The 22,950-nt window shown below is 70.9% G+C and carries 17 protein-coding genes and 1 tRNA gene; 7 read left to right on the forward strand and 11 right to left on the reverse strand.

All coding sequences use genetic code 11. The features are described 5' to 3' along the window. From BLW00_RS00005 to nirD, 5 genes are all read right to left on the reverse strand, one after another. Positions 1 to 372: hypothetical protein (locus tag BLW00_RS00005; RefSeq protein ID WP_139256558.1), on the reverse strand; the 372-nt coding region annotated here is incomplete at its 3' end. 106 nt (positions 373 to 478) lie between these two features. Further along, a complete protein-coding gene (locus BLW00_RS00010) occupies positions 479 to 2,209 on the reverse strand; it encodes an FAD-dependent oxidoreductase (protein WP_245741165.1) in 1,731 nt (576 codons plus the stop codon). Continuing rightward, positions 2,202 to 4,301, reverse strand: a complete 2,100-nt coding sequence (locus BLW00_RS00015) for a molybdopterin oxidoreductase family protein (protein WP_092547509.1) — start codon at positions 4,299 to 4,301, stop codon at positions 2,202 to 2,204. Before BLW00_RS00015 ends, BLW00_RS00010 begins: the two co-directional genes overlap by 8 nt. A gap of 16 nt (positions 4,302 to 4,317) precedes the next feature. After that, entirely contained in the window at positions 4,318 to 5,745 is a 1,428-nt protein-coding gene (locus BLW00_RS00020; protein WP_092547514.1) for an MFS transporter, read from the reverse strand. Continuing rightward, positions 5,742 to 6,827 (reverse strand): nitrite reductase small subunit NirD, encoded by a 1,086-nt coding sequence (gene nirD, locus BLW00_RS00025; RefSeq protein ID WP_092547517.1) that lies wholly within the window; start codon positions 6,825 to 6,827, stop codon positions 5,742 to 5,744. Before nirD ends, BLW00_RS00020 begins: the two co-directional genes overlap by 4 nt. Before the next feature lie 223 nt (positions 6,828 to 7,050). On the opposite strand from nirD, the gene nirB reads away from it, so the two are divergent. Genes nirB through BLW00_RS00040 form a run of 3 tightly spaced genes read left to right on the forward strand, consistent with a single transcriptional unit; the run spans position 7,051 to position 11,858 of the window. Further along, complete coding sequence (gene nirB / locus BLW00_RS00030; protein ID WP_092547520.1) at positions 7,051 to 9,708, forward strand: nitrite reductase large subunit NirB; 2,658 nt, start codon at positions 7,051 to 7,053, stop codon at positions 9,706 to 9,708. Position 9,709: 1 nt separating this feature from the next. Next, positions 9,710 to 10,714: a uroporphyrinogen-III C-methyltransferase gene (gene cobA, locus BLW00_RS00035; RefSeq protein ID WP_092547523.1), complete on the forward strand. Its 1,005-nt coding sequence runs from the start codon at positions 9,710 to 9,712 to the stop codon at positions 10,712 to 10,714. 4 nt (positions 10,715 to 10,718) lie between these two features. After that, entirely contained in the window at positions 10,719 to 11,858 is a 1,140-nt protein-coding gene (locus BLW00_RS00040) for a uroporphyrinogen-III synthase (RefSeq protein ID WP_092547526.1), read from the forward strand. A 34-nt stretch (positions 11,859 to 11,892) separates the two neighbouring features. Here BLW00_RS00040 and BLW00_RS00045 read toward each other — a convergent pair whose 3' ends face one another. Further along, a complete protein-coding gene (locus tag BLW00_RS00045; protein WP_092547529.1) occupies positions 11,893 to 13,101 on the reverse strand; it encodes a serine hydrolase domain-containing protein in 1,209 nt (402 codons plus the stop codon). Between the two features lie 113 nt (positions 13,102 to 13,214). Between BLW00_RS00045 and BLW00_RS00050 the strand changes: the two genes are divergently transcribed. Continuing rightward, positions 13,215 to 14,498, forward strand: coding sequence for an alpha-amylase family glycosyl hydrolase (locus BLW00_RS00050; RefSeq protein ID WP_092547532.1), 1,284 nt, complete (start codon positions 13,215 to 13,217; stop codon positions 14,496 to 14,498). Between the two features lie 45 nt (positions 14,499 to 14,543). Here BLW00_RS00050 and BLW00_RS00055 read toward each other — a convergent pair. The 5 genes from BLW00_RS00055 to BLW00_RS00075 form a co-directional block, all read right to left on the reverse strand. Next, positions 14,544 to 14,619, reverse strand: a tRNA-Ala gene (locus BLW00_RS00055). Positions 14,620 to 14,648: 29 nt separating this feature from the next. Further along, positions 14,649 to 15,992, reverse strand: a complete 1,344-nt coding sequence (locus BLW00_RS00060) for an acyltransferase family protein (RefSeq protein ID WP_245741166.1) — start codon at positions 15,990 to 15,992, stop codon at positions 14,649 to 14,651. Between the two features lie 218 nt (positions 15,993 to 16,210). Further along, a complete protein-coding gene (locus BLW00_RS00065) occupies positions 16,211 to 17,092 on the reverse strand; it encodes an SDR family oxidoreductase (RefSeq protein ID WP_139256559.1) in 882 nt (293 codons plus the stop codon). 162 nt (positions 17,093 to 17,254) lie between these two features. After that, entirely contained in the window at positions 17,255 to 18,241 is a 987-nt protein-coding gene (locus BLW00_RS00070) for a hypothetical protein (RefSeq protein WP_092547538.1), read from the reverse strand. Positions 18,242 to 18,328: 87 nt separating this feature from the next. After that, entirely contained in the window at positions 18,329 to 19,831 is a 1,503-nt protein-coding gene (locus BLW00_RS00075) for an AAA-type ATPase lid domain-containing protein (RefSeq protein ID WP_092547541.1), read from the reverse strand. A gap of 163 nt (positions 19,832 to 19,994) precedes the next feature. On the opposite strand from BLW00_RS00075, the gene BLW00_RS00080 reads away from it, so the two are divergent. From BLW00_RS00080 to BLW00_RS00090, 3 genes are read left to right on the forward strand one after another with little or no spacing between them, the layout of a single operon-like run. Beyond that, positions 19,995 to 21,041 carry an amidohydrolase family protein gene (locus BLW00_RS00080; RefSeq protein ID WP_092547544.1) on the forward strand — a complete coding sequence of 349 codons (1,047 nt, stop codon included), beginning with the start codon at positions 19,995 to 19,997 and terminating at the stop codon, positions 21,039 to 21,041. Further along, positions 21,038 to 21,835 carry a metal-sulfur cluster assembly factor gene (locus BLW00_RS00085; RefSeq protein WP_092547547.1) on the forward strand — a complete coding sequence of 266 codons (798 nt, stop codon included), beginning with the start codon at positions 21,038 to 21,040 and terminating at the stop codon, positions 21,833 to 21,835. The genes BLW00_RS00080 and BLW00_RS00085 overlap by 4 nt, the downstream gene beginning before the upstream one ends. After that, positions 21,832 to 22,872: an NAD(P)-dependent alcohol dehydrogenase gene (locus BLW00_RS00090; protein WP_217634254.1), complete on the forward strand. Its 1,041-nt coding sequence runs from the start codon at positions 21,832 to 21,834 to the stop codon at positions 22,870 to 22,872. Before BLW00_RS00085 ends, BLW00_RS00090 begins: the two co-directional genes overlap by 4 nt. Positions 22,873 to 22,950 lie beyond the last annotated feature (78 nt).

The raw sequence follows: 22,950 nt of genomic DNA on the forward strand, positions 1-22,950 counted from the left end.
GACGAGGTTCTCGCTGTCATCGATCAGCAGGGTGACCGCGCGCTCGGAGCGGTGGGTGGCGCAGGCGATCTCGGTGGCGAGCTTCCGCCGCGCCCATTCCCGACCCGTCGCTGTGCCCGCAGACCCGTCCAGGCGCGCCATCCGGTCGGACAGGGCGGCTGCTTCGGCGAGCAGGCGGGCGCGGCGCGCGTCGGACGCGGCGACCACCGTGTCTTCCGCCGTGATCCCGCGCACCACGGCATCGAACCGGGCACCCAGTTCGCCCAGACTGCACGCATCGCGGGCGGCGGCGGAGCGACTGGACCCGGCGCGGTCGCGCGCATCCGACACCGGGGCGGGTGCCGGGGTGAAGACGACGATCGACTGGTTCATGAGAATAAGTCAACCAGCAACCACCGACATTGATGAGCCTCAGGCCGACATCGAAACCCGAGACCCGCCCGAGACCCACCCGAACCCCGAGACCCACCCCGGGGCCTCACCCCGCGAACGGCGCGGCGAGCGGCCTGGCGGCGACCAGCGCAGCCGACGCCAGGATCTCCGCGATACGCCCCTTGCACCCACCGCATCCCGTGCCCGCTCGCGTCGCCGCCGACACACAGGCGACGCTGCCGTCGCCGGCCGCACCCGCATCGACCACACTCTGCACGGAGACTCCGTTGCACCAGCACACCGTCGCATCCGGCGCGAGCGGATCGCTCGCCGTCACCGGCTCCCCCGCGGCATCCAGCCGCAGCAGCACCGAACGGTCGCTCGGCACCTCGCTCCCCCGTTCGAACAGCAGCGTCAGCTCAGCCCCGGCGCGGGCGAGACCCACGCTCACGAACCCCTCGACGACTCCCCCGCGGGTGATCAGCTTGAGATACGAGCCTCGGGCCGGATCCGCCCACTGGGTGATCTCCCGCCGGCACGAGTCGGCATGGCCGGCCGGCTCTTCGTCCCACAGCTCGGCCGAGATGTCTCCCCCCGACACCACGTCGACGCCTTCCGCCTTCAGCATCACCACCGCGGGCCGTTCGGGCGGGAGGAGCGGAGGCCGTTCGAGGGCTGTCGCCTCCGATGCGAATGTGCGCGCGAGCCAGTCGGCCTGCCGCCAGCCGGGACCGATCAATCCCGACGGCGCCCCCGGCATCCGGATGACGCCCGACCGCACACCGTCTGCGCCGGCCGCCGGGTCGGCCACCTGGGCGCAGTCGCCGATCGCGAACACATCGGGGTCGGTCCAGCTGCGCAGTTCCTCATCGACCAGGATGCCGGCCGCGACGGCGAGCCCGGCTCCCTCGGCGAGCTCGGTGCGCGCGCCGACACCGCAGGAGAGCACGAGCAGGTCGCCCGGAATGACCTTGCCATCGGCACATCCGAGGGCGTCGAAGCGCCGCTCGCCCTTGCGGCCGTCGCGCAGCAGCAGCGTCTCGGCGCGAGCGTGAGCCACCACGGCGACGCCGGCCGAGCGCGCCGCCCGGGAGAGCAGCCGCCCTCCTCCCCGGTCGAGATTGCGGGCCATCGGGATGTCGCCGTGGTGCACGACCACCACCTCGGCCCCCTGCTCGGCCACCGCGAGCGCCAGCTCCATGCCGAGAACGCCCGCCCCGAGCACCACCACGCGCCGGGAGTCATGGATGGCGCTCCGCACGACTTCGGCGTCGGCCAGGTCGCGCAGCACCACGACCCCGGGCGGCAACGGAGATCGGCCGGAGTCGAGCACGGCCGCCGCCGCCGCGCCGCGCGAGATGTCGGGGCCCCCGCCGGTATCCGCCGAGCCCGCTCCCGTGACCCGTCCCCGATCCGGCGCCGCGCCCCGCTCCCGCCGCGCCCCCTCGAGCCCCACGAGCGTCGGCACGTTCGCCCGCGCCCCGGTGGCCAGCACCAGCCGGTCGTAGCGCACCGAACCACCCGAGGCCAGCCGCACCTCCTGACGCTCCCGATCGATCGCCGCAGCGATCTCGCCGAGCCGCACGTCGACCCCCGCGCGCACGGCCGCGGCGGTGTCGAGGAGGTCGAGACGTTCGCGTTCGGCGCGCCCGACCGCATACTCGGCCAGCAGCACCCGGTTGTACGGATCGTGCGCCTCGGCTCCCAGCACCGTGAGCCGAACCACGCCCGACCTCACCGCATCCAGCAGCTCCTCCACGAAACGCGCCCCCACCGGTCCGAAACCCACCAGCACCACATGCATCGGCGGAGCCCCCGCGCCCTCGTGCTCACGCATCCGCCACCACCCGCTCGGAGGCGACCAGCCGCACCCTCGTGCGCTTGAACTCCGGCATGCCCGACACCGGGTCGGTCGCCCGCTCGGTGAGGATGTTCGCACACTCGACACCCGCGAAATGGAACGGCAGAAAGACGGTGTCGTGCCGGATGTCGGCCGTCAACTCCGCCCGGCAACGCACGGTACCGCGCACGTTCGACAGCTCGACGACCTCGCCGTCGACGATGCCGAGACCCGCCGCCGTGGCCGGATGGATCTGCACCCGCGCCTCGGGCTGAGCACGGGCGAGCTCGGGCACACGCCGGGTCTGCGCGCCCGACTGGTAGTGCTCGAGCAGGCGACCGGTGATCAGGGTCAGCACACCGCCCTGCTGGGGCGCCTCCTCGCTCGGCGCGGGCGCGACGTCCACGATCCGCGCCAGCCCGTCCGGATGCGCGAAGCGGTCGAGGAAGAGACGCGGAGTGCCCTCCGATCCCGGCGCGAACGGCCAGTAGGCGGCGATCCCGGTGTCGAGCAGCTCGTGGCTGAGCCCGGAGTAGTCGGCGAGACCGCCGGCCGAGGCCCGGGCAAGCTCGTCGAACACCACCGCCGGATCGGACGAGTACTCGCCGGGCGCACCCAGACGCCGGGCGAGCTCCTGCAGGATCCACAGCTCGCTCCGCACCTCCGCGGGCGCTTCGAGGGCCCGGCGGCGGCGCAGCACACGCCCCTCGAGGGAGGTCATGGTGCCCTCCTCCTCGGCCCATTGCGTCACCGGCAGCACCACGTCGGCGAGCGCCGCCGTCTCGGAGAAGAAGAAGTCGCACACCACGAGCAGGTCGAGCGTGGCGAGTCCGCGGCGCACGTGCTCGACGTCCGGCGCCGAGACCACCACGTTCGAGCCGTGCACGAGCAGGCACCGCACGCCGCCGAGCTCACCCAGTTCGTTCAACAGCTCCACGGCCGGCAGGCCCGGGCCCGGGATGACGGAAGGATCCACGCCCCACACCCGGGCGACGTGCTCCCGCGCATCCGGATCGCTGATCTTGCGATACCCGGGCAGCTGATCGCACTTCTGACCGTGTTCCCGACCGCCCTGGCCGTTGCCCTGCCCGGTCATCGTGCCGTAGCCCGAGCCCCGCCGGCCGACGAGGCCCAGCACGAGGGCGAGGTTGATGGCGGCCGTGGCGGTGTCGGTGCCGTCGACGTGCTGCTCCACGCCGCGGCCGGTGAGGATGTAGCTGCCCCGGCCCCGCGCGAGCCGTCGCGCCACCGCCCGCAGCTGCCCGGCCGGAACGCCCGTGCGAGCCTGCACCCGTTCGGGCCACCACGCGTTCGTGCTCCGTCGGAGGGCGTCCGCACCCGTCGTGCGCGAGGCGAGGTAGTCGAGATCGGCGAGCCCCTTGGCGAACACGATGTGGGTGAGGCCGAGCAGCAGCACGAGGTCGCTGCCCGGTGCCGCCTGCAGGTGGATGCCCGCCCCGTCATCCGTGAGCTTCGCGGTGGCCGAGCGGCGCGGATCGACGACCACGAGTCCGCCCCGTTCCCGGGCACCCGCGAGGTGGCCGATGAAGGGCGGCATGGTCGCCGCGACGTTCGACCCGAGCAGCAGGATCGTGTCGGCCTGGTCGAGGTCCTCCACCGGGAACGGGAGTCCGCGATCGATGCCGAACGCCCGGTTGCCGGCCGCAGCCGCCGACGACATGCAGAATCGGCCGTTGTAGTCGATGCGCGAGGTGCCGAGGGCGAGCCGGGCGAACTTGCCGAGCTGGTAGGCCTTCTCGTTGGTGAGCCCGCCTCCGCCGAACACCGCCACCGAGTCGGCGCCGAACCGGGCTCGTGAGGAGGCGACGGTCGTGGCCACCAGGTCGAGCGCATCCGGCCACGACACCTCGGCGAAGGTGCCGTCGCCCTGGCGCACCAGGGGCCGGGTGATGCGCTCCGGCGAGTCGAGCAGCTCGACCGACGTCCAGCCCTTCTTGCACAGCCCGCCCCGATTGGTGGGGAAGTCGCGGCCGGCGACGGATGCGCTCCCCGGCCGCGTGATCGGCTCCGGCGTCAGGGTCATCGCGCACTGCAACGCGCAGTACGGGCAGTGGGTGTCGGCGGGCATCGGCGTGACTCCGGGATCAGACGCGCTGGCCGGAGCGGCCGCGGCGCAGGTAGAAGATACCCGTGACGGTGAGCATCGCCGCGTACGCCATCACGAACCAGCCGAGGGCCGTCGTGTAGTCGCCGAACGAGGTCTTCGACAGGCCCAGCAGCTGCGGGATGATGAAGCCGCCGTAGGCGCCGATCCCCGAGACCACGCCGAGCGCGGCGGCGGTCTTGCGCTGGGTGTTCACGTCGCCCGAGTTGCGGTGCGCATCCGCGACGCCGCTGCGGAGCGCGAAGACGGTGGGGATCATCCGGTAGGTCGATCCGTTGCCCGCCCCGCTGGCGGCGAAGAGCACCAGGAAGCAGCCCAGGAACACCCAGAAGTTGCCCAGAGGCAGCGTCCAGATGACGCACAGCGCGCCGACCCCCATCACGAAGAAGGCGCCCATTGTCACGATCGCGCCGCCGAACCGGTCGGCCAGTCGCCCGCCGAAGGGGCGCGAGAGCGAGCCGACCAGCGAGCCGAGGAAGGCGAGCGAGAGGGTGGCGGCTCCGACCGCGAAGGTGGAGAAGTCGGGGAACTGGTCGGCGATGAGCTTGGGGAAGACGGCGGAGAACCCGATGAACGAGCCGAAGGTGCCGATGTAGAGGAAGGCGAGGATCCAGAGGTGGGGCTCCCGCACCACCGCGAGGGATGCGGCGAAATCGGCCTTGGCGTTCGAGAGGTTGTTCATGCGCCGGCTCGCACCGATCGCGGCCACCAGGATGAACGGGATCCAGATCCATCCGGCCAGCGGCAGGTTCACGGTCGCGGCGGCGCCGAGGGTGATGACGATGGGCACCACCAGCTGGGCGACGGATGCGCCCAGATTTCCCCCGGCCGCGTTCAGGCCCAGCGCCCAGCCCTTCTTGGACTGCGGGTAGAAGTAGGTGATGTTCGCCATGGAACTGGCGAAGTTGCCACCGCCGAGTCCGGCGAGCGCGGCGATCAGCAGCATGACGCCGAAGGGCGTGCCGGGGTTGCTCACGGCGAGCGCGAGCCCGACGGCCGGGATGAGCAGCAGGCTCGCCGAGATGATGGTCCAGTTGCGGCCACCGAACTTCGGCACCATGAAGGTGTACGGAAAGCGGAGTGTGGCGCCGACGAGGCTCGGGATCGAGATGAGCCAGAAGATCTGGCCGGTGTCGAAGGTGAAGCCGGCTGCTGGGAGCGAGACGACGACGATGCTCCACAGCTGCCAGATCACGAACCCGAGGAACTCGGCGAAGATCGACCAGCGCAGGTTGCGGGTGGCGATGGCCTTGCCCTCGCGCTGCCACTGCTGCGGATTCTCGGGGTTCCAGCCGTCGATCCAGCGACCCGGCCGGTGATGCAGGGTTCCGGATGCGTCGACGACGTCGGTCGCGGTGGCCGGCGGTTCGGCGGTCGGTTCGGTGGTGCGGGGGGCGGTGGTGGTCATCGGGCTGTCCTCTCGAGAGCGGCGTGCTGCGGGAAGGCGGAACGGTAGCGATCGATCACGAGATCGACCAGTTCGGGCGGCGGCGCACCGTCGCCGAGGAGCGGTTCGCTCGTGACGTCGGCTCCGGCCGCGCGGGCGAGCGAGGCGAAGTGCCCCGGGGCGAGGAGGTAGGTGGCGATGAGCACGCGCCCACCGGGTCTCCCGAGGCGCGTGGCTTCCACGGCCGTGGAGAGCATCGGCGAGGCCGCGGAGATGAACCCGACCCCCACCTCCCGTTCGAGTTCGATGCCGAGCAGACCCGCCATCGAGTAGCAGTCGGCCACCGCTGCGGCATCGGTCGACCCGGCGGCGCCCAGCACGACACGGTCGTCGTCGCGCAGCCCGGCCTCGCGCAAGCGACGGGCCAGCACGGTCGCGAGTCGCGCATCCGGTCCCAGAGCCGGTGCCAGCGCGACGCCGTGCTCGGCATCGGCGGCCGCGTCGGCCAGATCGACGTGCACGTGGTAGCCGGCCGAGAGCAGCAACGGCACGATCGCGACCGGTGCCGCCACCGGGATGGCGGCGAGCGACGCGGCAACGTCGGGTTGCTGCACGTCGACGAAGCCGGCCGAGATCGGGAGCTCCGGATGCGCCTCACGCGCCGCCTGCACGAGCCCCGCGACCGCGGCTTGCCCGGCAGGATCGGAGGTGCCGTGCGACACGGCGAGCAGGGTGGTTGTGCGGGCCACCTCGATCCGTCCGTCGTGATCACGCACGCGCCGAGTGGGCAGACGCAACGTCGCATCGGTGAAGCACTCACCGGTCTCGAGGTCGAAGACCTCCTTGTGCAACGGCGACGCGATGGTCGGCCGATCGCCGCGCGAGCCCACGATCCCGCGACTCATCACGAAGGCGCCGGTGGCGGGGTCGGCGTTGGAGACGGCGAACACGCGGCCGTCGGGCAGCAGGAAGAGCGCCACCTGCTCGCCGTCGACGAGGGCGGCCTCGCCCCACAGGGGCTCGAGCTGGTCGCGACGGCAGACGGCGGTCCAGAAGCCGCTCCGGTCGGAGGGTGAGATGGTGCCGGTGTCGAGCAGTGTCATGTGCGGTGCCCCTTCCGAGGTGTCGTCGGGTTCTCGGCCTGTCGAGGCAACACGCTAAGGCGGCCACGTTTCGGGCACCCGCGCCCCCCGTGTCGGCCCGGTAACAAAGACCTCTCGTGGCTCCCCGACGACCGTGAGGCCCCGGTCACACGGCGTTACGCAGCGGCAACGACCGGGAAACGTGCCTCTCCTACGCTGGGCGCAACAGCCCCGGGAGGTCGGCATGGTGAGATCGAACGAACACGCTCCGGATGAGCCGGGTCGCACGCGGCGGATCGTCGTGGTCGGCGCCGGGCCGGCAGCGCACCGCGTGGTCGACGCCCTCGTGGCGCGACAGTCCGCCGGAACGAGCACGCTCGACATCACGGTGATCGGCGAGGAGACGCACGCCCCCTACGACCGGGTCGCGCTCTCGAAGCGCCTGGACGGCCCGATCGACCTCTCGCTCGGTCAGCCGGAGTCCTGGACCGGCGTCGTGCGCTTCCGGTCCGGCACGCGAGCGGTGGGCATCGATCCTGCACGCCGAACCGTCGCCGTGACGTCGGCCGCGGCTGGGCGGGCGACGCAGCTCCTCCCCTACGACGAACTCGTGCTCGCCACCGGGTCGAGCGCGACTGTTCCGCCCATTCCGAACGCCGCCCTCGGCCGGGTCTACCGCACCATCGACGACGTCGACGAGATCGTGGCGGCCACAGCCGACATCGGCGAGCGAATGGGCCGGCCGGCGAACGTGGTCGTGGTGGGCGGCGGTCTCCTCGGCCTCGAGGCGGCCGGCGGCCTGCATCGTCTCGGTGCGCGCACCGCCGTCGTGCACTCGGGTCGTTGGCTGATGTCGTCCCAGCTCGACGAGGGGGCGGGACAAGCGCTCGGCCGCATCATCTCCGGCGAAGGGATCGAGCTGCACCTCGGCCGCAGACCCACGGAGATCGCCTCCGATGCTTCAGGAGCCGTCACGGCCGTCGTGCTCGCCGACGACACCCGGGTGCCCGCCGACCTCGTGATCTTCTCGATCGGCATCACCCCCCGGGACGAGCTCGCGCGAACCGCCGGTCTCGCGGTCGCCGACCGCGGCGGCGTGGTCGTCGACGACCGCTGCGGCACCTCCGCACCGAACGTCTGGGCCATCGGCGAGGTGGCGAGCATCGACGGCGCCTGCATCGGACTGGTCGCTCCCGCGAACGCCATGGCCGAGGTGGTGGCCGACCGCATCGCGGGTGGCGACGCCGTGTTCCCGGGCATCGACGACGCCACGAAGCTGAAACTGGCAGGGGTCGAGGTGGCGAGCTTCGGCGACGCGATGGCCCGCACCGACCGGGCGCTCGAGGTGGTCTACGCCGACCCGGCCCGCGGTCTCTACCAGAAGGTCGTGGTGGCCGACGACGCCAAGACGCTGCTCGGCGGGATCTTCGTGGGCGATGCGTCGCCCTACGCCTCGTTGCGCCCGCTGCTCGGCCGCGAACTCCCCGCCGAAGCCGGCGCCTACCTGTCCACCGGCTCCGGTGAACGGCCCGCCGGCGGCGACCTCCCCAACGACGCGCAGCTCTGCTCGTGCAACAACGTGTCGGTCGGCGCGGTGCGTGCGGCCGTGGTCGGTCCCCACGGCGACCATGCCGACGCATGCGTCGAACTCGGCGCCCTGAAGACCTGCACCCGGGCGGGCACCCAGTGCGGCTCCTGCGTCCCGCTCGTGAAGAAGCTGCTCGAGACCGAGCTGGTGAAGGCCGGCAAGACCGTCTCGAAGGCGCTCTGCGAGCACGTCGCGCTCAGCCGGAGCGAGCTGTTCGAGTCGGTGCGGGTGCTGGGTCTGCGTTCGGCCGACGAGGTCATGCGGCGGTTCGGCACAGGGCTCGGCTGCGACGTCTGCAAGCCCGTGATCGCATCCGTTCTGGCCAGCCAGACCTCCGGTTACATCCTCGACGACGGCGCCGGCCCGCTCCAGGACACCAATGACCGCGCGCTCGCCAACATGCAGAAAGACGGCACCTACTCGGTCGTCCCGCGCATCCCGGGCGGCGAGATCACCCCGCAGAAGCTCAAGGTGATCGCCGACGTGGCGGCCGACTACGATCTCTACACGAAGATCACGGGAGGTCAGCGGATCGACCTGTTCGGTGCGCGGCTCGAGCAGCTGCCCGAGATCTGGAAGATCCTGGTCGACGCCGGCTTCGAATCGGGTCAGGCCTACGGCAAGTCGCTGCGCACCGTGAAGTCGTGCGTCGGATCGACGTGGTGCCGTTACGGCGTGCAAGACGCGGTGAGCATGGCGATCGGACTGGAACTGCGCTACCGCGGCCTCCGGTCGCCGCACAAGTTCAAGCTCGGCGTCTCCGGCTGCGCGCGCGAGTGCGCCGAGGCCCGGTCGAAGGACATCGGGGTGATCGCCACCGAACTCGGCTGGAACCTCTACGTCGGCGGAAACGGCGGATTCCAGCCCGCCCACGCCCAGTTGCTCGCCCAGGATCTCGACGACGAGACCCTGATCCGCTACATCGACCGCTTCGTGATGTACTACGTGCGCACCGCCGACCGCCTGCAGCGCACCGCGCGCTGGATCGAGGCGCTCGAGGGCGGACTCGACCACGTGCGGGAGGTCGTGTGCGACGACTCGCTCGGCATCGCCGACGACCTCGAGGCCGCGATGGCCCTGCACGTCGACTCCTACGAAGACGAATGGGCGGCCACCCTCCGCGACCCGGAGCGGCTGCGCCGGTTCCGTTCCTTCGTCAACGCACCGCAGACCGCCGATCCCGCCCTCGCGCGGGTGCGCGAACGCGGACAGCTGCGACCTGCTACTGTCGCGGAACAGTCCGCCGGTGCCGCGGTGCTCGTCTCCGGCCCCTCGATCCCGGTGCGGCCGGGCGGCTCAGGAAGCGAGGTGTGAGATGCACGTTCCCCTCGAGCTGGCCGGGCGCCGTGTGGTCGTCTTCGGCTCGGCCGGAGGGGCACGACGCATCCTCGCCCGCTATGGCGCCGACGGTGCGGTGACCCGGCTGGCCGAGCCCGTCACGGCCCTTGACGCGGCCTCGCAGATCGGCGACGCGGAGTTCGTGGTGTGGGCGCATCCGTCGGACACGTCAGTGTCGACACGGGACTCGGTGCGCGAGGCCGCGGCGGAGCGGCGGCTCTGGTTCGTGACCGAGACGCCACTCGACCCCACACCGCTCGGACACGTCGCGCTGGTGGGCGGCGGCCCGGGCGATCCCGGGTTGATCACGGTCGCGGGGCGACGGATGCTCGCCGAAGCCGACGTCGTGCTCTACGATCGCCTCGCCCCGCGTGACCTCCTCGAGGAGTGGGCCCCAGGCGCCGAACTGATCGACGTGGGCAAGACCCCCGGGCACCATGCCGTTCCGCAGCGCGAGATCGAGCGTCTCCTCGTCGAGTGGGCGCAGCAAGGCCTGCGGGTGGTGCGGTTGAAGGGCGGGGACTCCTTCGTGTTCGGCCGCGGTGGCGAGGAGGTGCACGCCTGCCGTCGAGCGGGTGTTCCGGTCACCGTCGTACCGGGCGTGACGAGCGCCATCGCGGTGCCGGCCGCCGCTGGCATCCCCGTCACCCACCGGGAGATCAGCCGCGCCTTCACCGTCGCGTCAGGCCATGTGCCGTTCTCCGAAGACGAGCTCGCGAACCTGGCCGGGTCATCGGGAACGCTGGTGGTGCTGATGGGTGTCACCACCCTGCCCCACCTCGTCGCGGGCCTGCAGCGACACGGGATGCGCGCCGAGACGCCGCTCGCCCTGGTCGAACGCGGCTTCAGCCCCGAGCAGCGCACCGTCGTCACGACGGTGGGCGGGGCCGTTCTCGCGGCCCACACGGCCCAGGTGCGCTCGCCCGCGGTGATCGTGATCGGCGACGTGGTGGGCGTGCCGTCCGCTCTTCCAGGAGACTGAAGGCATGATCGACTTCGAGAGCGAAGGAACGGCCCCCGAACCGGGCTTCCGCGCCGACCAGCTGGAGGGGTTCCGGATCGGGGTCACCTCCGACCGGCGTTCCGAAGACCTCATCGCCGCCTTCGAACGACGGGGCGCCGACGTGCTGCACGCTCCGACCATCCGGATGGAGGCGGCCGTCGACGACGGAAAGCTGGAGAGCGAGACCCGCGCCGTGATCGCCGCGCGCCCCGACATCCTCCTGGCCACCACCTCCTACGGCATCCGCCGCTGGTTCGAGGCGGCCGACGCGGCCGGTCTCGGAACGGAGCTCACCGAGGTGCTCGAGCAGTCCCGCATCCTGGTGCGCGGTCCGAAAGCGCGCGGCGCGGTGCGCGCCGCGGGCCTCGACGACGATGGGATGAGCGCGCGCGAGACCACGATCTCGCTCGTCGACTACGTGCTCCGCGACGGCGTGAACGGCATGACGATCGCCGTGCAGCTGCACGGGTTCACCGATCCGGAGCAGCTGGACCGCCTGACGTCGGCGGGAGCCGCCGTTCTCACAGTCGCCCCCTACCGCTGGACCAGACACGAGGACAGCGCGCGCGTCACCCGCCTGATCGACGCGATCTGCGCCGGCAACGTCGACGCGGTGACCTTCACCAGCGCGCCGGCCGTCGAGGCCCTCTTCCAGGCGGCGGATGCCATCGGTCGTCTCGACGACGTGCGCTTCGCCTTCGAGACGTCGGTGGTGCCCGCGGCTGTGGGCCCGGTCACCGCACAGCCGCTGGTGGATGCCGGAGTGCTGCCCATCACGCCCGACCGGTTCCGCATGGGCGCCCTGATCCGTCTCGTCGCCGAACATCTCGAGCAGACTCGCGTGCTGCGGCTGGCGACCGAGCGCGGCTCGATCGAGCTCCGGGGCCGGATCGCCTCGGTGAACGGTGAGAAGACCGTGCTGACCCCCACCGCGCTGAGCCTGTTCCGCGTTCTCGTCAGCGCCGGCGGCGCCACCGTCTCCCGGGCCGAACTCGCGGCATCCGCCCCCGAACCGCTCGATGATCACGCGGTCGACGTGGCGATCAGCAGGCTTCGCGGAGCCCTTCCCGACCCCACGATCGTGGCGACGGTCATCAAACGCGGGTACCGCATCGCCACGTGACGCCGGCACCGTGCGGCCGTCGCGAACCGGCGGGTCAGCCCGCCAGCGAGTGCTCCGGCGACAGGATGCCCGTGAACGCCCGCGTGATGTCGGTCGCGCTGGGTGCGGCCGGGTCGGTGGCCTGCGAGGGGGTGGTGTAGACCACGATCGTCCACCCCTCGTCGGGCAGCGTGGCCCCCGCGCCGCTGTAGCCGGGGATGGTGGGGTTCAGGAACATCCAGTCCTTCACCACCAGGAATCCCATGGCCCAGTACTGGTCGGGCGTGTTCGCGCCGATGCCCACGGTCGTCGGCGCCCACTGGATGTCGTGGTACTTGCTCGAGAGCAGCTCGCCCGAGGCGAGAGCGTCGAGGAAGGTGCCGACGTCTTGGGCATTGCTGCCGACTCCCCCGGCGAAGTGCGCCCAGGAGGGACTCCAGCCGGTGACGTTCTCCCACACTCCGCGCTCGCCGTCGTAGCCCTGCAGGATGGGCTGCTTCCAGTTGCCGTCGCGGGTCACCGTGGTGTCGCGCATGCCGAGCGGATCGAGCACCCCGGTCTGGATCAGGTCTTCGACCCGCCGATCGGTGGCTTTCGCGAGGATGCCGACGAGCACGGCGGAGTTGGTGTCGGAGAACATCCAGTCGCTGCCCGGCGGGAACACGGGGCCGCCCTCGGTGCCGATGTCGATGATCTCGTCGACGGTCCACACCCGGAACGGATCGGCGTAGAGGTCGGCGAGGAAGTCGGCCTGGCCGGTGAACTGCGAGTAGCCCGCGGTGTTGTGCAGCAGCATGTCCACGGTGACGGTGTCGGCATCCGGAAGGTCCGGATACCAGGTGGAGATCGGCTCGTCGAGCGAGATCACACCGGCCTCGACCTGCTGCAGGAAGGCGGTCGTGAGCATCGGCGTCGTCAGGTTGCCGAGCATGTGGTGCATGTCGGGGGTGGCCGGCACGCCGGGCAACGAGTCGCCGAGGGCGCCGAACAGCACCGGCTCGCCGTCGTGCCACACCCCGGCGATCGTGGCGGTGAGGTGATCGGCTTCGAATTGCCGGTGCAGCACCTCGGCCAGGGCGACGGATGTCGCGTCGCCCGACAGGCACAGCCCGTCGTGCTCGCTCGTGCCGGCCGGACAGCCGTCGGTGGCGGTCGAGTCGTCAGGCGACGAGGATGCCGGCGACGATGCCTGCGACGGGGCAGTCGTGCAGGCGGTCAGCAGCAGCAGGCTCGCCAGCGCGGCCGCGATCCCCATCGATCTCATGCGCTCACTCTAGTGAACGGGGAAGCCGTGGCGCGCGTGCAACGTGGCCGCCGGTGCTCGCCCGCCGTCGGCCCTCGGTTGCGCGGGGCGGCGTGGCCCCGCACACTGATCGGATGACCGACCTCGCACCGTCGCCCCACTCGATTCCCTGGGCGGATCACGCGATCTGGTGGCAGGTGTATCCGCTGGGCTTCGTGGGCGCCGACCTCTCCGGCGAACGGCGCCCCGGCACCCTGCACCGGCTCTCCCGCCTCCTGCCGTGGCTCGACGACCTGGTCGCGCTCGGCGCGAACGGTCTGCTCCTCGGCCCGGTCTTCGACTCCGCCACGCACGGATACGACACCGTCGACCACCTCCGCATCGACCCCCGCCTGGGCGGCGACGCCGATATCGACGCTCTGCTCGCCGCCTGCCGTGAGCGCGGCATCCGCGTGCTGTTCGACGGCGCGTTCAATCACGTCGGCCGGGCCCACCCGTGGTGGCAGGAGGCCGTCGCCGCCGGGCCCGGTTCGGTGGCGGCGGGCCGCTTCTCCACGAGCCCCGACGCGGTCGAGGTCGACGGGCTCCGCGTCGACGTCTTCGAGGGGCACGACGCCCTCGTGGTGCTCGACCACGAGCATCCCGACGTCGTCGCACTGGCCGGCGCCGTGATGGCGCACTGGCTCGAGCGCGGCATCGACGGGTGGCGACTGGATGCCGCGTACGCCGTGCCCCCGGCGTTCTGGCGTGCGTGCATCGATCCGCTGCGGGCGCGGTTTGCGGATGCCTGGTTCGTGGGCGAGGTCATCCACGGCGACTACGTCGCCTACGTCGAGGAGTCGGGACTCGACTCGGTGACCCAGTACGAGCTGTGGAGCGCCATCCGCGGCGCCATCAGCAGCCGCAACTGGTTCGAGCTGGCCTGGTCGCTGAAGCGCCACGACGAATTCTCGGCGGCCTTCCTGCCACTGACCTTCATCGGCAACCACGACGTGACCCGCATCGCCTCCGCGATCGACGACGAGCGGCACCTCGGCCATGCGATCGCCGTGCTGATGTTCGTGGCCGGCACCCCCAGCATCTATTCCGGCGACGAGCGCGGCCTCCACGCGGTGAAGGAAGAGCGGGCCGGCGGAGACGACGCCATCCGTCCGGAGTTCCCGCTCTCCCCCACCGACTGGCCCGGCGGACCGGTGTTCGAGCTCTACCGCCAGGCCATCGCGTTCCGCCGACGCCACGCCTGGCTCGCCCACGCCCGGGTCACCGCCGAAGAGCTCAGCAACGAGGCCGTGCTGCTGGTCGCGACGGGCCGGAACGGCGAGCGCGCCGCCCTCGCCCTCAACCTCGCCGACGAGCCGCGCGCCCTCGGCGGTGCGGCGATTGCCCCAAACGCCTGGGAGTTCCGCGAGACGCCTTGACGACAAAACCCCCGAGATCGCCGTGATCTCGGGGGTTCTTCGGTGTGGTGGAGCTACGGGGATTCGAACCCCGGACCTTCTCATTGCGAACGAGACGCGCTACCAACTGCGCCATAGCCCCGCTGACGCTTTCGCGACAACCCAGACAGTTTACGACGAAAAAGCCGTCGAACGCGAACTGGGCGACGGGCGCCCCGCGGGCCATCGCCCGAGCAGCAGGATCGCGGCCGAGAGCAGCACGCTGCCGATGATCGCGATGGGCAGATCCATGAAGAACTCCATCACCAGGAACGGCGGCACGAAGGCCAGAACCGTCGCGAGCGCCACCACTCCGGTCGGCGGCGTCACGCCCACTTCGCGGGGCGCCTCGAAACGCCCGACGAGGAACGACAGGCCGAACACCGCCGCCATCACGAGCACGAACATGATGGGCCTGGTCCACCACCAGGCCAGGCTCGCCGGCGCCGGGCTCGCCCCCGGAATGAGGAGCGCCACCCCTGAGAGCACGAGGATCACCGGCAGGTGCCAGAGGTAGATCGTCATCAACCGCGTGCCGATCACGAAGACGAAGGCGCGCGCCGCGTGGGTGTTCATCAGCTTCGCGAGCGCCGGCCGCAACAGCCTCAGGATGCACGCCTGCGCCACCGCGAGCGCGATCAGCGGCACGGTGGGCGGGTTGAGGTTCGTGAGCATGTCGTCGGAATAGGGGCCCCACACGGTCATCGGCACGAGGGCCGCGTAGGCCACCACGGCGATGATCGCGAGAGTCCACCAGCGCTGGGCGACGAACCATCCGTCGGCATACCAGAAGCCGAGCTGCTGCACGAGCAGCCAAACGAAGAAGAGGTTGGCGAGGCCGATCTCGTCGATGCCCGTGCCGAACCGCAGCGCATCCACCGCCACCGCCCCGCCCAGCAGCACCAGGAGCGTCGCGCGCGGCGCCCGCAGGTGCCACGACACCATGAGCGGCACGAGCGCCTGGCAGAGCGTGTAGGCGGCGAGGAACCACAGCGGCGAGGCGGCTCCCACCACGGCGAGGTCGACGAGCTGCGGATCGATGCCGATGATGCGCGCACCACCGATCACCACCACGTAGAACAGGAACAGCGGCAGCGCCGGCTGCGCGAGCCGCAGCACGCGGTTGCGCACGTAGTCGCCCGCGGTTCCTCCGCGCCGGGTGAGGCTCCGCCACGCGGTGATGGCGGCGAACCCTCCCACCACGAAGAAGAGCGGCATGATCTGCCCGGCCCAGGTGACGGGTGCGAACCACCACTGCGCCTCGAGCGGCCGCGACACCTCGACCGCGCCGTCCGGCGCGAAGCCCACGCCCACCATCAGCAGGTGGATGACCACCACGAGCAGCACGCAGAACACGCGGGCCAGGTCGAGGGTGAGGTCTCGCTTCGAGAGATCGATCGAGGAGGTCGCGCTCGCGGCGCGCGACGACTCCTGAGTGGGTGTGACAGGCATCCGGATCGCGGCGTCGTCGCTCATGCAGTCATCATATGAGGCCGACTCATGTCCCCAGCGGCATATGCCACGGCGGGCCTACGAATCGCGCAGGGCCTTCAGCAGCTGCGGCTTCGTCTTCTTCGAGTGCCCGGCGAGGCCGACCTCCTTCGCGCGCTTCTTGAGTTCGGGCACCGTCCAGTCGTCGTACGAGCCGACTCGCCCGTCCCCCGGCCGACTTCCTACTGTGGCTGCGGCGGCACTCAGAGCGGCTTTCCGCCCGTCACGGGAACGATGGCACCCGAGACGTAGGAGGCTTCGGGCGAGGCGAGGAAGACGTAGGCCGGAGCCAGTTCTGCGGGCTGCCCGGCCCGGCCGAGCGGGGTGTCCTGCCCGAAGGTGGGCAGCTTGTCGGGCCAGGAGGTGGCCGGGATGAGCGGGGTCCAGATGGGCCCGGGCGCCACTCCGTTCACGCGGATGCCCCGGGTGCCGAGCTGCTGCGCCAGCGCCTTCACGAAGGCCACCTGCGCAGCCTTCGTCATGGCATAGTCGATGAGGGCCGGCGACGGCGAGAAGGCCTGGATCGACGAGGTGACGATGATCGAGGCACCGGGCTTCAGGTGCGGGATGGCCGTGCGGGCGATCCACATGATCGAGTAGAGGTTGGTCTTGAACACCCGATCGAATTCCTCGGTGGGCACGTTCTCGAGTCCGTCGCGGTTCTCCTGGTAGGCGGCGTTCAGCACCAGGATGTCGAGGCCACCGAACTCGGCGACCGTGCGTTCGACGAGCCCGGTCGAATACTCCTCGTCGCGGGCGTCGCCGGGAAGCAGCAGCGCGCGGCGCTCGGTGGCGCGGATCCAACGGGCCGTGTCGTCGGCATCCTCCTGCTCCTCGGGCAGGTAGGAGATGGCGACGTCGGCGCCCTCGCGGGCGTAGGCGATGGCGACAGCGCGTCCGATCCCGGAGTCGCCGCCGGTGATGAGCGCGTGCCGCCCGTGCAGCCGGCCGGTGCCGACGTAGCTCTCCTCGCCGTGGTCGGGGCGCGGATCGGTCTTGCCGATCAACCCCGGCTGGTCTTGCTGCTGTTTCGGGAACCCCTCCGCGGGGTACTTCGTCACCGGGTTGTCGTCGACCTCGCCCATGGCCATCCCTCTCGCTCGGATGCCCCCTCCACGCTACGCCGCGCCTCCCCGGTCGGCAACGGTGCCGCGTTCCTCGTCGACCCGTCAGTTGATGCCGTTATGACGCGCGGTTAGCGACACAAACTGACGGGTCGACGAGGAGGAGACGAGGAGGAGAACGGGTCAGCCGGCGCGGCGGCGAGCGAGCACGGCGTCGAGGTCGAGATGCGAAGCGGTGTCGTCGTCGACGATGCCCATGCGGGCGAAGCGGGAGGGAGCGGCCGGAGCCACCGGAGCGGCTTCACGGGCCACGGGCAGCGCGGCCACGGCCTCGTGCTCGGCCGCCAGACGGGCGCGCAACGACTCCTCGGCCTCGGCCGCCGCCCGCCGGAGCGACTCGCGGTTCACGTCATCGGCAGCGCTCGCGACCGGCGCCGGCGCCTCGACCATCGTGATCGCGGCGACACCGGTCTCGAACTCGTCGGGCTCGAACGACGAGTCCGACAGCCCCAGCGGCGCAGCGGATGCGCGACCCAGGTAGAGCGGGCGCGGCACGGCGACCGGCACCCAGCCGCTGTCGGACGACTCGGGCTCGTTCTCCGCGACATCCGCGTCGCCCTCGTCGTCGACGGCAGAGTCGTCGCCCTCGGCGTGGTCGACGAACGACTGCGCCACCGGCACCTCGACGGGGCGCGGCAGCCGCAGCCCACGGCCGGCCCGCGCGAGCTTCACGAGCACGGTCACGCTGACGACCGAGGCGATGACCCCGGCGACCAGGATGATCCAGGCCCCCGTGTACACGGCCTGCATACCGCCGAGCACGGCTACGGCGACGGACAGCGCGAGCACGGCCGCGGTGATGGCGCGGGAGCGGCGCAGGCGGTCGGCGGTGCGCACGGCGGCGGGGATCGCCTCGGCCTCCCGGCGAGCCGCCCGGTGCTTCAGGATGCGCTCCTGCTCGGCGATGCTGCGCGCGCTCGCCTCGATGCGCACCTCCTCCGGCACCTCCGAGGTCTCGGCGAGGATGCGCAACGTCTGCTGCAGCCGAACGGCATTGCGCTCGGTGGCGAGGTACTGCCGCGAGCGGAACCACGACGGAATGAGGTAGACGAGCCACAGGATCGCCGCGAGGGCGATCATGAAGCCTCCGCCGAGCCATTCTGTGGTCATGCCCCTACGGTAGGGGCGAGCTGCCCCGGAGCCCGCGCACGGGGGGCGCGTGTCTGTTCATTCCCACCGCAAACACGGCGGAACGCCCTACCTCGCTCGACCGGAGTGCGCCGGGTCGTGGGGGCGGGCCTTGGGGAGGCGGATCCCGTACTGGGCGAGCTTGCGATAGATGGTGGCCCGGCTCATTCCGAGCTCGGCAGCTGCATCCTCGATGCTCACGCCTTGGCGGGAGAGCACCCGGATCATCTCGTCGCGCTCGAAGGCCTTGATCCGTGGCAGATGCTCGGCCCGGGCGAGCAGCTCGGGCGGAAGGTGCCGGGTGTCGATCACGTCGGAGCGCAGCGCGGCCTCCTTCACCACCTCCGCCAATTCGGCCACGTTGCCCGGCCAGGCGTAGTCGGTGAGCGCCCGCGCCGCCGCCGGAGTGAAGTCCACCCCGCGCCCGCGCGCCCGGCGGGCGAGGTGGTCGGCCAGAGGCAGGATGTCGACGGCGCGCTCGCGCAGGGGCGGCACCTGGACGACCGTGTCGACCAGGGCCGCGAGAGGGCTCGGGATCGCGTCGAGGCGCTCCGCGGACAGGGCGATCGCGCCCGCGGCAGGATCGCGGGGCCCGACCAGCAGGCCGTGCAGCCGCTCGGCCGCCGTGGCCGGCAACTCGTCGGTGTCGCAGATGACGAAGCCGGTGTGCGGGCGGGCGAGCTCGGGGGTCCAGAACGCGAGCCAGGAGTCGACGTCGTGCGGGTCGGGGGCGCGCACCACGAGCAGCCGGTCCCCCGGGCTCACCCGTCGCTCGGCCTGAGCGAGCAGCGTGGACCGACCCGATCCGCGCTCGCCCACCGCCGCCACCAGGCGCCCGCCGCGCAGCGCCTCCGCCGCGTGCGCGACACCGCCGTTCCACGACTCGGAGAGCTCGTCGAGCGATCCCGACCCGGCCTCCTGCCGCAGCGGCTGGATGCGGAAGACCTGTCCCCGGGCCACGCGGCGGGGCCGGTGCCCGTGCGAGCGGGCCAGCATCAGGTTCGCGGTCGACGTCGCCGCCGTCTGCGCGAGGGCGAGGAGCAACTCGGAACGCGCATCCGACCAGGTCGTGAAGTTCACGGCCCCTTCGAGCCGGCCGGTGACCGGGTCGAAGATCGGGGCGGCCGCGCAGGTGTAGCCGCACAGGCTGAGCGAATAGTGGTCGTTCGCCCGCACCAGCGAAGGCACCCGGTCGGCCAAGGCGAGCCCGAGCCCGTTCGTGCCGGCCTCGCGCTCGGAGTACGAGAAGCCGGGCGCCAGGTGCACCCGGTCGAGGGCGTGCAGCAACTCGTGGTCGCCACTCAGCCGGTTGAGCACGAGACCGTCGGCGTCGGTCAGCATCAGGCCGACCGGCTCGGACGCCAGGGTGCTGTGCAATTCGGCGAGCACCTCACGGCCACATTCGTAGAACAGCGACTGGTCGTCGTAGGTGCCGGAGAAGACGGGCTGAGGGGCGTCGAGCGACACACCGTAGTCTTCACTGCGCTGCCACGAAGCGAGCACGCGGGCCGGGATGGCAGCCACCGGCGCGCCGCGCACCTGGGCGCGAGAGGGTAAGTCGTGAGCGTCCATCAGCACCTTCGCAGTCGTCCGTCGCTGCCAGCATAAACCCGGCGCGGCGCGGTGTCGCCCGGCCCGGTCTCACATTGAGACGGCCCACCCTCCGCCGAGCAGCGTGCGCCGCTTAGCGTGGCGTCAGGAATCGAGATTCCCGACATGCGGCAAAGGAGCAGACATGTACACGAAAGACGGCGAGAGCTTCTTCATCGTCGACGCCCACGTGGCGTTATGGGATGCGCGGCCCGAGAACCAGCGCAACATCCACGGCAAGCAGTTCATCGACTGCTTCTACGACTACCACGCCAACCTCTCCCCCGAGTCGGAGAAGTGGAGCTACGAGGAGTACCTCTACCAGGGCGGCGAGAGGCTGATGAAAGACCTCTTCACCGACGGTTACGTCGACCACGCCATCTTCCAGCCCGCGAAGCTCGGCGAGTTCTACCACAACGGCTTCGGGCAGACCGAGGAGGCGTGGGCGCTCACCCAGGCCAACCCGGGGAAGCTCACCTACAACCACAACTTCGACCCCCGCTTCGGCGAGGCGGGCCTGGATCAGTTGCGCGCCGACGCCGAGCGCTTCGACCTCAAGGGCGTGAAGCTCTACACGGCGGAGTGGAACGGCGATTCACGCGGTTGGAAGCTCGACGACCCCTGGGCCTACCGCTATTTCGAGCTCTGCCAGGAACTCGGCATCCGGAACATCCACGTGCACAAGGGGCCGACCATCCGGCCGCTGGATCGCGACGCCTTCGACGTCGCCGACGTCGACCACGTGGCCACCGACTTCACCGACCTCAACTTCGTGGTCGAGCACGCCGGCCTCCCGCGCCTCGAAGACTTCTGCTGGATCGCAACCCAGGAGCCGAACGTGCACGGCGGTCTCGCGGTGGCGATGCCCTTCATCCACACCCGTCCGCGCTACTTCGCGCAGATCATCGGCGAGCTCATCTACTGGATCGGCGAAGACCGCATCCAGTTCTCCAGCGACTACGCGCTCTGGACTCCGCGCTGGCTGATCGAGGCCTTCGTCGACTTCCAGATCCCGGAGGACATGACCGAGTACGCCCCGATCACGATGGACCAGAAGCGCAAGATCCTCGGCCTCAATGCGGCGAAGATGTACGACATCCCGGTGCCCGCCGAACTGCAGCTGCCGAACGCCGACGAGACCGAGACCGGTCCCCGCGAGCCGGAGCGAGCCGATCTGGCGGCTGCGCGATGACCGCTCTCGCCCCCACGGAGCACGGGGCACTGCTCGCCCTCACCGAGAACGACGTGTTGCGCGCCCTCGACGCGGTGATCGACCCCGAGCTCGACGAGCCCATCACCGATCTCGGCTTCGTGCGCTCGGTGCGGTTCACGGATGACGGCATCGAGGTGCACCTGCGCCTGCCCACCTCGTTCTGCGCACCGAACTTCGCCTACTTGATGGCCTCCGACGCCAAAGACGTGCTCACGGCGCTCCCCGAGGCCGGCACGGTGGTGGTCGAGCTCGACGACCACCACGACTCCGACATCATCAACCGCGGGCTCGCGGCCGATGCCGGCTACCGGGGCACGTTCCGTCACGAGGCCGAGAGCGACCTCGACGAATTGCGCGCCGTCTTCCAGCGCAAAGCACACACCGCGGCGATGGAGCGCGCGCTCACCGCATTGCTGCGCGCCCGAGACGACCTCGGCGAGCAGGATGTCGCGCAGGTGGTGCTCGGCGACCTGCCTGACGACGAGGCGAAGACGGCCCTCCTGCGCCGACGCGAGACGCTCGGGTTGAGCCTCTCCGGCTCGGCCCCGGTACTGGTCGACGATCGGGGCGACCCCTACCCCGCGGCATCCGCTGCCCTGGCGCTTCGCCGCGCGCGCTCGACCCGCATCTCGATCGACGGCAACGCGCACTTCTGCCGCGGTCTGCTCGCCACCCGCTACCCCGGGGCGGAGGCGGATCAGGCGCCCCGGGCCGACGAGAACTTCTTCCCCACATCCTCCCTCCTCCGAAATACACGAAAGAGTGTCGCATGAGCACCATGAGAGCCGTTCAGGTCGTCGGATACCACCGGCCGCTGCAGTTGACCGAGATCCCCCGGCCCGAGATCACCGGCCCCTTCGACGTCATCGTGCGGATCGGCGGAGCCGGAGTCTGCCGCACCGACCTCCACATCCTCGAAGGGCAGTGGGAGCAGAAGTCGGGCGTCGCGCTGCCCTACACGATCGGGCATGAGAACGCCGGCTGGGTGGATGCCATCGGCAGCGCCGTCACGAACGTGGCGGTGGGCGACAAGGTGATCGTGCATCCGCTCATCACCTGCGGACTGTGCCGCGCCTGCCGTTCGGGCGACGACGTGCACTGCACCCAGAGCGCGTTCCCCGGCATCAACACCCATGGCGGGTACGCGGAGTTTCTGAAGACCAGTGCCCGCAGCGTGGTTCGCATCGCCGACAGCCTCGAACCGGCGGATGTCGCAGCCCTCGCCGATGCCGGCCTCACCGCCTACCACGCCGCAGCGAAAGCCGCGCGAAAGCTCCGTCCGGCCGACCGCTGCGTCGTCATCGGAGCCGGCGGTCTCGGACACATCGGCATCCAGGTGCTGAAGGCGCTCACCGCCTCCGAGCTGATCGTGGTCGACCGCAACCCGGCCGCACTGGAGCTCGCCGCCTCCCTCGGCGCCGATCACACCGTGCCGGCCTCCACCGACGGCTCGCACGTGACCCGGGTGCTGGAGCTCACCGACGGCTTCGGCGCCGAGGCGGTGATCGACTTCGTCGGCGAAGGGGGCTCGACCTCCGAGGGGGTGCAGATGCTCCGGCAGGCCGGCGACTTCTTCGTGGTGGGCTACGGCGAGAACATCGACATCCCGACGATCGACATCATCTCGAACGAGATCAACATCATCGGCAACCTCGTGGGCAGCTACGACGACCTCACCGAACTGATGGTGCTCGCCGCGCGGGGACTCGTGAAACTGCACACCGCGACCTACGCGCTCGACGACTTCCAGCACGCCATCGACGACCTCGACGCCGGGCGTGTGCGCGGCCGCGCCATCCTCGTTCCGTGACATCCGCCCCGGTCTCCGCCGTCGGCGGAGACCAGGGCGCCACCTCCGTTCCACCAACGGCCACCCGGCCACCTTCGA

It is taken from the genome of Herbiconiux ginsengi (assembly GCF_900107435.1).
Taxonomy (GTDB): Bacteria; Actinomycetota; Actinomycetes; order Actinomycetales; family Microbacteriaceae; genus Herbiconiux; species Herbiconiux ginsengi.

Excerpts from the sequence above, each read along its gene's own strand:
- BLW00_RS00010 (WP_245741165.1), bottom strand. The coding sequence starts at position 2,209 with ATGCGTGAGCACGAGGGCGCGGGGGCTCCGCCGATGCATGTGGTGCTG.
- BLW00_RS00015 (WP_092547509.1), bottom strand. The coding sequence starts at position 4,301 with ATGCCCGCCGACACCCACTGCCCGTACTGCGCGTTGCAGTGCGCGATG.
- BLW00_RS00020 (WP_092547514.1), bottom strand. The coding sequence starts at position 5,745 with ATGACCACCACCGCCCCCCGCACCACCGAACCGACCGCCGAACCGCCG.
- nirD (WP_092547517.1), bottom strand. The coding sequence starts at position 6,827 with ATGACACTGCTCGACACCGGCACCATCTCACCCTCCGACCGGAGCGGC.
- nirB (WP_092547520.1), top strand. The coding sequence starts at position 7,051 with ATGGTGAGATCGAACGAACACGCTCCGGATGAGCCGGGTCGCACGCGG.
- cobA (WP_092547523.1), top strand. The coding sequence starts at position 9,710 with ATGCACGTTCCCCTCGAGCTGGCCGGGCGCCGTGTGGTCGTCTTCGGC.
- BLW00_RS00040 (WP_092547526.1), top strand. The coding sequence starts at position 10,719 with ATGATCGACTTCGAGAGCGAAGGAACGGCCCCCGAACCGGGCTTCCGC.
- BLW00_RS00045 (WP_092547529.1), bottom strand. The coding sequence starts at position 13,101 with ATGAGATCGATGGGGATCGCGGCCGCGCTGGCGAGCCTGCTGCTGCTG.
- BLW00_RS00050 (WP_092547532.1), top strand. The coding sequence starts at position 13,215 with ATGACCGACCTCGCACCGTCGCCCCACTCGATTCCCTGGGCGGATCAC.
- BLW00_RS00060 (WP_245741166.1), bottom strand. The coding sequence starts at position 15,992 with ATGAGCGACGACGCCGCGATCCGGATGCCTGTCACACCCACTCAGGAG.
- BLW00_RS00065 (WP_139256559.1), bottom strand. The coding sequence starts at position 17,092 with ATGGGCGAGGTCGACGACAACCCGGTGACGAAGTACCCCGCGGAGGGG.
- BLW00_RS00070 (WP_092547538.1), bottom strand. The coding sequence starts at position 18,241 with ATGACCACAGAATGGCTCGGCGGAGGCTTCATGATCGCCCTCGCGGCG.
- BLW00_RS00075 (WP_092547541.1), bottom strand. The coding sequence starts at position 19,831 with ATGGACGCTCACGACTTACCCTCTCGCGCCCAGGTGCGCGGCGCGCCG.
- BLW00_RS00080 (WP_092547544.1), top strand. The coding sequence starts at position 19,995 with ATGTACACGAAAGACGGCGAGAGCTTCTTCATCGTCGACGCCCACGTG.
- BLW00_RS00085 (WP_092547547.1), top strand. The coding sequence starts at position 21,038 with ATGACCGCTCTCGCCCCCACGGAGCACGGGGCACTGCTCGCCCTCACC.
- BLW00_RS00090 (WP_217634254.1), top strand. The coding sequence starts at position 21,832 with ATGAGCACCATGAGAGCCGTTCAGGTCGTCGGATACCACCGGCCGCTG.